The sequence below is a fragment of the Carboxylicivirga sp. genome (genome assembly GCF_982718395.1).
Genome location: NZ_CEXQWX010000185.1, coordinates 1 through 11,361, shown reverse-complemented (window position 1 = coordinate 11,361; position 11,361 = coordinate 1). Strand labels below are relative to the sequence as shown.

At 38.2% G+C, this 11,361-nt stretch carries 8 protein-coding genes; 6 read left to right on the top strand and 2 right to left on the bottom strand.

The window, feature by feature from the left end; all coding sequences use genetic code 11:
• The coding region (locus AC4MRQ_RS22210; RefSeq protein WP_491199922.1) for a carboxypeptidase-like regulatory domain-containing protein at positions 1-546 on the bottom strand (546 nt) is incomplete at its 3' end.
• A 28-nt stretch (positions 547-574) separates the two neighbouring features.
• Here AC4MRQ_RS22210 and AC4MRQ_RS22205 point away from each other — a divergent pair.
• Positions 575-883 carry a hypothetical protein gene (locus AC4MRQ_RS22205; protein ID WP_491199921.1) on the top strand — a complete coding sequence of 103 codons (309 nt, stop codon included), beginning with the start codon at positions 575-577 and terminating at the stop codon, positions 881-883.
• Here AC4MRQ_RS22205 and AC4MRQ_RS22200 read toward each other — a convergent pair.
• Positions 873-1,475 carry a Fic/DOC family protein gene (locus AC4MRQ_RS22200; RefSeq protein ID WP_491199920.1) on the bottom strand — a complete coding sequence of 201 codons (603 nt, stop codon included), beginning with the start codon at positions 1,473-1,475 and terminating at the stop codon, positions 873-875. The genes AC4MRQ_RS22205 and AC4MRQ_RS22200 overlap by 11 nt on opposite strands.
• Positions 1,476-1,608: 133 nt before the next feature.
• On the opposite strand from AC4MRQ_RS22200, the gene AC4MRQ_RS22195 reads away from it, so the two are divergent.
• The 5 genes from AC4MRQ_RS22195 to AC4MRQ_RS22175 all read left to right on the top strand — a co-directional run.
• Complete coding sequence (locus tag AC4MRQ_RS22195; RefSeq protein WP_491199919.1) at positions 1,609-2,562, top strand: NAD(P)-dependent oxidoreductase; 954 nt, start codon at positions 1,609-1,611, stop codon at positions 2,560-2,562.
• Between the two features lie 174 nt (positions 2,563-2,736).
• A complete protein-coding gene (locus tag AC4MRQ_RS22190; protein WP_491199918.1) occupies positions 2,737-3,147 on the top strand; it encodes a secondary thiamine-phosphate synthase enzyme YjbQ in 411 nt (136 codons plus the stop codon).
• Between the two features lie 110 nt (positions 3,148-3,257).
• Positions 3,258-4,871, top strand: a complete 1,614-nt coding sequence (locus AC4MRQ_RS22185; protein WP_491199917.1) for a thiamine pyrophosphate-dependent enzyme — start codon at positions 3,258-3,260, stop codon at positions 4,869-4,871.
• A gap of 109 nt (positions 4,872-4,980) precedes the next feature.
• Complete coding sequence (locus tag AC4MRQ_RS22180) at positions 4,981-5,574, top strand: indolepyruvate oxidoreductase subunit beta (protein ID WP_491199916.1); 594 nt, start codon at positions 4,981-4,983, stop codon at positions 5,572-5,574.
• Between the two features lie 511 nt (positions 5,575-6,085).
• The coding region (locus AC4MRQ_RS22175; RefSeq protein WP_491199915.1) for a cadherin-like domain-containing protein at positions 6,086-11,361 on the top strand (5,276 nt) is incomplete at its 3' end.

The window sequence follows — 11,361 nt, the reverse complement described above, 5'->3', positions numbered from 1 at the left end:
GCGGTATATTTCAATATCGTTAACGTAAACCAGATTTTCATCGTAATTACCTCCGCGCACACGATATTGCGAACTAAGTTCATTATTTGAGGTTACGCCCATTTGACTCTTAACCAGGGCTTCTACATTTCCACCGCCAGCATCGGGCAGGCGGTTAACCAGTTTTGGATCGATTTTAGAAAAGGATTGATCAATCATCTCACCTTCAACGTTTACTTCAGTTAAACTTTCCTGTTTGATGGATAGTTTGATATTTAACGTTTGAGCCTGTGATTGATTCTTAATTTCAATTATTTGCTTATGATACCCGATTGATGAAACTTGTATGTTAAAAGGAAAGGAAAGCGATGTTGAAAAAGAAAATTTCCCATTTTGATCAGTAACTCCGCCATCTTTGCCGTCAACAATACTAATGTTGGCAAACGGGATGGGCGCATTTAAGCTGTCAATCACATTACCTTTTATTGTTACTTTGTTTTGGGCAAAAACTGATGATAATCCACATAAGGTTACTGTCAGGTATATTAAGGTCAGAATTTTTTTCACAATGTTTGTTTGTCGTTAGTTATTGAGAATGACTGAGTTTGTACATAAATGTTCTCAGCTAAATCGTCGTAAAAATAGAAAGGAATTATATATCAAAAAAATAGAATTTATATTTCAATCCCTTCGCTATTTATTAACGAAAACAATTGGTTTTTCGTATCTTTACTTTATGGAGACAAAGATAATTGATAGCCATCCTACCCTTAAAAAATCAGAAGACCGTTTCAAAAAAGTAATGGACTCTCTTGTTGCATCTTTTCAAATTGAAGGAATACATTTTGAAGAGGAGGATTTGAAGAAAATAGTTGGCAAGTTAGAGAAGGAACTTAAAAAATAGCACTTATTATTTCCGTCATTGGTTGGTAGTTATGGTCGGCAGCTGACTGAACCGCAATAATGTATTGTTTAAATTGCCGCTGAGTAATTTTATAAAATCCTAAAAAATCATAGCCTTGCTTAACTGCCATCATATTAGCCAGTATTCTTGCAACACGACCATTGGCTTCCCTGAAAGGATGAATAAACAGAAGTTCAGCATGCACATGGGCGATGTCTCTTATTAATTGCTGCTTATCTTGATAGTAATCTGGTAACGATTTAAGAACCCGTTCATCAAAATCATGGCAGATTTTAGGCAGAAACTTTGCTGTAGGAAATAAAAAACCACCTTTAGTCATATTTACCGTTCTGAACTGACCGGCAAAATCATATAAGTCTTTTAAGGATAATTGATGAATTCGCTGAATGTATGCAAAATCAAACTTTGTATGTGTTGTTAATTCTTCCAGTAATTGATATTGTGCCTTAAGGAATCCTTCAAACTCAACTTTGTGAATAACATCAATAGAAGTAATTCCTTGTAAGTTAGGTAATACTTCATTTTGATTATCATCACCAGGTACTTCATATTTGGAATGCAGGTAAGGCATTTGTGTTTTTTTAAAGAAACGGATAATCAAATTAGGCTTAAAAATGAAAATAGGCAAGAAAAAAGTCATATTGGTATTGAATAATAATGATTCTATCTTTACCCGTACGTTTAAAAAGAGATAAGAGATTATTATGAAAAAAGTTCTGATAATGTTGGCTGTTCCGCGTCAGCAATTTGAGCAAGTGTTAACTGGTTGGGAGATTATATACCCTGAAAACGAAGCTTTTACTCATAAGGAATTGCTGGAAAAGGTGGTTGATGTTGATGCAATTGTTACTGTTTATGGTAATAAGATAAGTAATGATGTGATTGATGCTGCTTCGCAGTTAAAAATGATTGCAAACTTTGGCGCGGGCTACGATAATATTGATATGGACTATGTATCAGATAAGGGTATTGTTGTTACAAACAGCCCGGATCCGGTTACTGAACCAACGGCCGAATTAGCTTTAGGACTAATGATCTCAGTCGCCAGACGAATGGGGGAAATGAATAATATACTTAAAAATAATGAAGCACTTCAATGGGGAGTAATGCGTAATTTAAGTACTACACTTGTAGGGAAGCAACTTGGTATAATTGGAATGGGGGCAATTGGTAAAGCGCTGGCCCGGCGTGCTGTTGCTTCGGGAATGACAGTTGTATATCATAATCGAAACAGGGTTGATGATGAGACAGAAAAGGTGCTGGGAGCTTCTTATCTGAGTTTAGATGAATTACTGAAAAGTTCCGATGTGGTTTCATTAAACATGCCATTGACGGCTGAAACAAGAAAGATGATTGGGCAGTCGGAATTGAAGATGATGAAATCAACTGCCTTTTTGATTAATACGGCACGCGGCCCTGTGGTTGATGAACAAGCCTTAATTAAAGCTTTGGAAAAAAAGGTGATTGCAGGAGCTGGTTTAGATGTATTTGAAAATGAACCTTCAATTCCGGATGAATTGCGTCAATTACCAAATGTCGTATTAATGCCGCATTTGGGAACAGCAACGCATGAGACAAGGGGAGAGATGTCATTGTTAGTGGCACAGAACATCAAATGTTTCTTTGAAGGAAAAACGCCGCCCAATAAAGTTAATTAGAGGTTAGTGATTAATGATTAGAGATATTGGAAATGGTTAGTTAATTGAAAATTTGAAGATTAATGCCTTGTCGGACGCATACTTATAATACCATGTAAAAGTCTTTAATCTTATGTCTTGCATCTTAAATCTTTATTTATTGAAAATTGTAACATGCCATAAAATATTGATACAGTGATAAAACAGGTTGAAATTCGTTTGAGGGATAGGGGTAGAGGTTTCCATTTGATAACCAGTGAGGTTGTATCCGCTTTGCCTGAGCTTCCGCAGGAAGGATTATTGAATGTATTTATTCAGCATTCGTCAGCTGGATTAACGCTTAATGAAAACGCTGATTACACTGTTCGTGAGGATTTTGAAACCACTTTAAATAAATTGATTCCAGAGGGTGATCCTGATTATCAGCATACTTTGGAGGGTGATGACGATATGCCAGCTCATATTAAATCCTCAATTGTTGGCGCATCATTAACAATACCAATTACCAATAGTCGATTAAATCTTGGAACCTGGCAGGGAATTTACCTTTGTGAATTCCGTAATGTGGGCGGTTCCAGAAGGCTCGTATTAACGATTTATTATTAAGAACGGTTACAAATTATAACCCGTGATATATGTCATTAATAAAGGGTTTAGATATTTGTTATTTAGCGACCAGAAGCAAATAAGTAATAATATAAAACCAAATAAGCACAATGCAAAAGTTATTATTGTTAGGAGATGAGGCAATAGCGCAGGGAGCCATTGATGCCGGACTTTCAGGAGTTTATGCATACCCTGGAACGCCATCAACCGAAATTACAGAGTACATTCAGGATTCAAAAATTGCAAAAGAACGCAATATTCACAGTAAATGGTCAAGTAACGAGAAAACCGCAATGGAGTCTGCCTTGGGTATGGCTTATGCAGGAAAGCGTGCAATGACCTGTATGAAACATGTTGGACTGAATGTAGCTGCTGATGCATTTATTAATGCTGCAATAACAGGTGTTAATGGTGGATTTGTGGTTGTGGCTGCAGATGATCCTTCAATGCATTCAAGTCAGAATGAGCAAGATAGCCGTGTATATGGTAAGTTTGCCATGATTCCTATCTTAGAGCCAGTTAACCAGCAGGAAGCTTACGATATGACCTATGCAGCTTTCGAAATGTCAGAAAAGTTCAACGTACCTGTGATGATTCGTATCACTACCCGTCTTGCACATTCCCGTGCAGGAGTTGTGCGCAAAGAACTTTTACCAGAACGTGAAGTAAGTTTGCCAAAAGACCCAACTCAATTTGTATTACTTCCTTCAATAGCGCGTCGTAACTATAAGAAGTTGCTCGAGACACGTCCTGATTTGGAGAAAATCTCAATGGAGTCTGGATATAACTCATATACCGATGGACCGGATCGCTCTTTAGGAATTATAGCCTGTGGTATTGCTCATAACTACCTGATGGAGAATTTTCAGGAAAGAGAGTTGAAAAATCCTGTATTGAAGCTATCGCAATACCCAATGCCACGTAAGGATATTGAAAGAATGGTTGAGGAGTGTGATAAAATATTAGTATTGGAAGATGGTTATCCGGTTATTGAAGAACTGTTGAAAGGTTACCAGGAAGCCGGAACACCGGTTATTGGTCGATTAGACGGTACTTTACCACGCGATGGAGAATTAACACCAAATATTGTGGCTAATGCTTTAGGATTTCCGTTTGAGGAAGGTGACGATGTGCCAGAGTTAATGGTTGGTCGTCCGCCTGCAATGTGTAAAGGATGTGGTCACATTGATGCATACCAGGCCTTGAATATTGCTTTGGAATCATATGGTCCGGGACGTGTATTTGCAGATATTGGTTGCTATACCTTAGGAGCACTTCCTCCATATAATGCTGTTAACTCTTGTGTTGATATGGGAGCTTCGATTACCATGGCAAAAGGGGCTGCTGATGCAGGCTTATTACCGGCAGTTGCAGTTATAGGTGATTCTACATTTACACACTCAGGGATGACTGGATTATTAGATGCAGTAAATGAGAATACGCCAATCACAGTAATTCTATCTGATAACTATACAACTGGTATGACTGGCGGACAGGATTCGCAGGCACTTGGTCACCTTGAAGAAATTATTGAAGGTATCGGTGTTGATCCGGAACATATTCGTGTATTTAAACCAACAGCAGCCAACCTTGACGATATGGTGAATATTATCAAAGAAGAATTTGATTACCAAGGCGTATCTGTAATTATTCCACGTCGTCAGTGTATTCAGACTTTGCGTAATAAGAGTTTGGTGTTAAAGGTAAAAGAGTTAGGATTGTAATTTAGCTGTCGAACTGTTAAAAAGTTGAATTGTCGAGTTGATTAATAAATTCGCATTGCTATTTATTCTCAATTCGACAAATAAACAAATCATCAAATTAACAATAATTATGAAATCAGATATAATATTAGCAGGTGTTGGAGGACAAGGAATTTTATCCATTGCTGCGACAATAGGTATGGCTGCTGTAGAGAAAGATTTACACCTGAAGCAGGCCGAAGTTCATGGAATGAGTCAACGTGGTGGTGATGTACAATCTCACCTTCGTGTTAGCAGTAACCCAATCGCTTCAGATTTGATTCCGAAAGGTAAAGCAGATATCATCTTATCGGTTGAACCAATGGAATCATTGCGTTATTTACCTTATTTATCCAGAAAAGGATGGGTGGTAACAAACACAACTCCTTTTGTCAATATTCCTAACTATCCTGAGATGGATGAGGTAATGGCGAAGATTGCTGAACAACCAAATCACATTGCCATCGATGCTGATAAAATTGCAGCAGAGGTAGCAAATAAACGTTCATCAAATATAGTGATGTTAGGAGCCGCTTCACATTTTATCGATATTGAATTCAGTGCTTTAGAAGATGGATTGCGCAAAATATTCGAACGTAAAGGTGATGCCGTTGTAGAGTCTAATATAAATGCATTACGGGCAGGACGCACTGCGACCGAAGAAATATTAGCAAGTAGAAATTAAGCTCACACAATAACAGACATATCAATACAATAAACCGGTTGCTTAAAGTAACCGGTTTTTTTTATTTATTAGAACAGCCTTGTATATAGTGAACCCATATAAGGGCAGGATATGTACTCTTAATAGGCTAAGGATTGTGCCCTTGGAAGGGCATGAAATTAATTCTTTAATGAGTTACTCTGATTGTAACTCATAAGTTGCTGACTACGCTGTATTAGATGTTGATCATGGTACGATAGATATAGTCGCAGATTTACTTTGGTTTAATACCGTGGCGCAGATTTGTAATGAGTGCTCACAGGTCTTCTTGTATGGTGTTATATGAATACCAGTCATCACGATTTTTTTCGAAATTTAGTCAAAAAATAAGTTGCATTCATCAGGCAATTTTGTGTGTTCACATGTATATATTTACATGTTTACTTTTTGCTTACCTGTTTCGTGTATCCTTTCTGATATACAATCGTAACTAGTCCAAAGAAAAAAAGGATTTAACCCATACAAAAGGTTTATGAATAGTTTACGTAAGTATTTAGCATTGATAATGCTATTAAATTTTGTCGTTATCGCATCGGCACAAGAAATTTGTGATGATGGTATAGATAATGACGGAGATGGTTTAATTGATCATTTCGACCCGGATTGTGACGGGGATGCAGGTGGAGAATATTTTTATTTCGGACAACCGGTTCCCGGATGTCGTGAAAAACCACCAGTATTAGATAAGTATACTTTAGTTCAGAAATTTAACACTAAGGTTGCCAATTCACCCGATCCTGATAACCCAACACATGATTATCCTGTTGATCAAAGATGTGGTGTATTTATTGGTGATCTGGATGGTGATGGAGTGCCTGAGATGGTGGGAATGGATGCCGACGGCACTAAGCAATTAAGGGTGTTTAGTGGTATAGATGGAACTCATTTGGCAAACTATTCAATTGATGCCAGAACCTACTCTCAGCCTGCCATTGGTAATGTTGATCCTGCCGATGATAATTACGGAGATATTTTTGCAATAACAGACTCAAAGCAGCTGATAAGGTTGGAGTATAACTATAATGGTTCTGATTTTGAATTAATCCAACGGTTTATAAACACATCTGAGTTAGTTTATAGCCGTGGGCAAAGTCCACAATTAGCCGACTTTAACATGGATGGTACACCGGAAGTATATGTTGGTAACATGATTTATAGTGCTATTGATGGTAAGCGATTTATTAATGGAGAGGATGCCGGACATAACCGGGGGTGTCTATCTAATAACACCGGGGATAAAAATGGAGATTCATGGCCAATTGCCTATGATGTTTTTAAAGAAGGAGATGTAATACCTAATGGTGGAGGAGCAACCTTTGACAGTAAAGCAAATGGTTTAGAACTTATTGCGGGTAATAAGATTTACTTGGTTGATTTTGATCCATCTGGAGCAACCGATAATGGGTCGTTAACAGAAGCAATTTCAGTTTCAGTTAGTGATCTGACAGCAGGAAAAGAAGATGGTTTTACAAGTTTGTCGGATATTAATGGAGATAATAAAATTGATGTAGTTGTTACCGCCTCTGAAGGTAGTGCAAAAATTTATGCTTATGATCCTTATTCTGCCACTCAAATTGGAACAACCTATGATATAGGTAATAGCTCAACAAAAGCCGGGCGTTGCAATATTGCTAATTTTGATGGTGATCCTGGTGTTGAAATTGGCGTTGCCGGAAAACATGTTTATCGTGTAATCAAGTATAACACTGATTTGAATACATTTGAAACATTATGGAGTAAAGTAGGTGATGGTACAAATGATGGAAGCCAAATTTTTGATGGATCACAGTTAACGGGATCAACAGTTTTTGATTTTGAAGGTGATGGTTCAGCTGAAGTGGTCTATTCCGACGAGCATAATTTATATGTATGGAAAGGTACGGATGGTACTGAAATGGCAAAAGTATCTTCTCCTTCAGGAACACGTACAGATTATCCATTGGTTGCGGATGTTGATGATGACGGTCAGGCCGAAATTGTTATTACAGCTCAGGATACTCCGGCGCCAGGAAATAGTCCCGGAGAAAGTTTTATAGCTGTATATCGTTCTAAAGATGCTCCCTGGGTGGCAGCTCGTGAAACCTGGAATCAGCATGGCTATTTTGTAACCAATGTTGGTGCTGAACTGAAAATACCTGCTCAACAACAAGAGATCGTCAATTATAACTTCTTTCAGGAGTTCAACGATGCTTTTAACGGTTTCCTTGTGCAAACAACATTTTTAACGGATTGGGCTGAACCTACTTTTGCTGTGGGTGACCTGACGACAGAGAACGTCCAAATTAGTGTAGATGAATGTGTGGCTCAACGAAAAGTTAGCTTTACGGTAACATTAGAAAATAATGGTGATTGGAAAACACCTCGAAATACACCGATTGCGGTATTTGATGGAGATCCTTACGTGACAACAGCCCGTTATCTTGGGACTTTTTATACATCTCAAAATGTGGAGGTCGGTCAGTCAATAGATGAAACCTATGAAGTGGAGGATTTTGATGATGGTAATGGAAATGCGGATGGGTATATGGATTTATATGTCCTGGCTAACCACTATGAAGAAACCTTGAATGTTGGAGATCTTCTGCCAGAACCATTGGAGAAAAATAATTCTCCAACTCTGGAATGTAACTATGTAAATAACGTCGGTTTTATCGTTAGCATTAAAAACTGTCAAATTACTAAAGCTCCGCAAATTGATTTAGATAGAGACAATAGCGAAGGAACAGACGGGCATGACTATACTGTAGCTTTTGCCATTAAAGATGATGTGGCGGATGTATTACCTGTAGCTATTTCTGATACCGATAACCTGATAGCAGATGAAGATGGTGTTACCATTAATGGAGCGAGTATTGTGTTGACTAATCATCCTGATGGTACTTCAGAATCAATTAATCATCCTGATGAAGGTACCACTGTTGGTTCGATAACAATCACTGAGGTTAGCGATTGGGAAATTAATCTAAGTGGTTCAGGTACTTTAGCAGAATACGAAAATATTATTAAAGCCATTACCTATCGTAACGATAAAACCTCCGGGGTTCATGATGAAAATCGTATTATTAATGTTACAGTTGAAGATCCTGATGGAAATAACAGTAATACAGCGGTGGCTACTATTTTACTAAAAGTAGAACCTAATCTTGATCTGGATTCTGATAATTCTACAGCTTCAGATCGTGATTTTAATACTTCATTTACAGAAAACGGTAGCGGTACACCTGTTGCTGATACTGATGTAATTATTAATACAGACGAAGATATTAGCTTACAAAGTGTAAGTATAGAGTTAACCAATCCTCTTGATGGTGCTAAAGACCAATTGTTTGTTGATGGTAGTTTACCTGCTGGTATTAGTATCACAACCGAATACGAAAACGGTATTAACCTTTTAGAATTATCCGGAGAGGCATCAGCTGCCGATTATCAAACTGCTTTACAGCTGGTTAAGTATGTTAATAATTCTGATAATCTAACTGTAACTGACCGAATACTGGATATTAAAGTTAATGATGGATTTCTGGAAAGTTTGATAGCAAAAGCTACAATAACAATTGTTCCTGAGAATGATACACCTGTTGTAAGTGGACCAGGTAGTAGTTTAACATATGTAAGCGGTCAACAAGCAGTTATTCCTACTGCCACAGTAACAGATGTTGATGATGCAAATATGGAAACCATGACAGTGGTGTTTACTGCTGGTTACGATGCCGTTAATGATCAGTTAACTTACAGTGGTTATGGAGGTTCACTTGTAGTTTCTTCAATTACAAATGGCTACCAGGTGTCAGGCACAGACTTAAAGTCAGAATATGAGGCCTTTTTAAGTAGTTTACTTTTTGAAACCACATCAGGTTCTACAGCTACCAGAACGCTTTCTGTTATTGTTAATGATGGAGACGATGATAGTGAAGCTTATACACGTAACATAATCATAGATACTCCAGGTAATGATCCTCCTGTAGTAGCAGATGAAACCTATTATGTAGACGAAGGTGCTTTGCTTGATATTAGTGCAGCACTGGGCTTATTAAGAAATGAGACAGATCCGGAAGGTGATAATTTTACGGTTTCAGCAGTTGATGGAGGAATTATTGATCCTTTGGCAGGTACTTATGGTACTTTAGATTGGGCATCTGATGGTTCATTTAACTATACTCAAGGTGGTAATTCGCCACTTGGAGTTGGAGAAACTTATACCGAGACATTTAATTATACAGTTTTGGATGATAATGCATCACCGGAATCAGCAAGCGGAACCGTTACTATTATTATTAACGGTGTTAACAATGATCCGGCTGCTGCCAATGACAGCTACACTGTTGGTGAAAATGGTTCAATTAACATCAATGAAGCAGATGGACTTATCAAAGCATCAGGTGGTGCAGGAGAAGATACTGATGAGAACAGTGCTGATGTCTTGATTATATCTGAAATTGATGGTGATATAACAGGTCGACTGAGTGGTTCATATGGTGAATTAGTTTGGAGTGCTGTCGGAGATTTTACTTATACACCAGATAATACGATTGTAGCAGTAAATCAGATGACCGCTTCTGATAACCTGGTAGAGACATTTACATACACCTTGTCAGATGGTAATGGAGGTACTTCAACAGCAGATATTACTATTACCATTAATGGACAGAATGATGCTCCTGTTGTTGATAATGCCATTGATGACCAAATTGTAGATGAAGATTTTGTAAGTTATACAATTAATTTAAATGGTGTTTTTGGTGACGCTGAAACAGTTGATAATGATCTTACATTTGATGTTAGCGGTAATACCAATATTGGAATAAGTATAGCTAATGGTGTTGCTACAATAAGTAGTACTTCTGACTGGTTTGGAAGCGAAACTATAACTTTTACAGCACAGGATGAAGCAGGAGATACAGGTAGTGATGAAGTTGTGTTTACTGTTAATCCAGTAAATGATGAACCTTCATTTACAAAGGGAACAAATCAAACCATATACGAAAACACTACAGGTGTTCAAACGGTTTCTTCATGGGCTACTGCTATAGATGCAGGAGCAGCAAACGAGTCTGGACAAACTTTATCATTCAATATTTCAAATAATAACAATTCACTGTTTTCTACTCAACCTGCTATTGATGCTTCAGGTAACTTAACTTACGAGTTGGCATCTGATACTTATGGCGTTGCAATAGTAACAGTAAGTATATCTGACAATGGGGGAACTGATAACGGAGGTGATGATACAAGTGATGATCAGACTTTTACTATCACAGTTAATCCTCAACCTGAGGTAACCCTTTCAGCAAATCCGATAAGTATCTCTGAAGAAGGTGGGATAAGTACTATCACCGCGACCTTATCTGCAACAACAACAGAAGCTGTTGATGTAACGATAGGAGTAACAGGTGGAAGTGCCAGTGCCTCCGATTATAGTCTGTCATCCACAACGATCACCATTCCGGCCGGAAGCTTATCAGCCACACAGACCCTGACGGGAGCGACTGACGAGGTTTACGAAGACAGTGAAGATGCTGACGTTGAGATCACAGCTGTAAGTGGCGGAAGTGCCACCGAGCATTCCACCCCTCAAAGCGTAACGATCACGATCACGGATAATGAAAGCGCACCGGTTGTGACACTATCAGCTTTACCAACAGGCATTTCGGAAGAAGGCGGCGTAAGCACGATAACAGCGACTTTATCCACAGCAACAACAGAAGCTGTTGATGTAACGATAGGAGTAACAGGTGGAAGTGCCAGTGC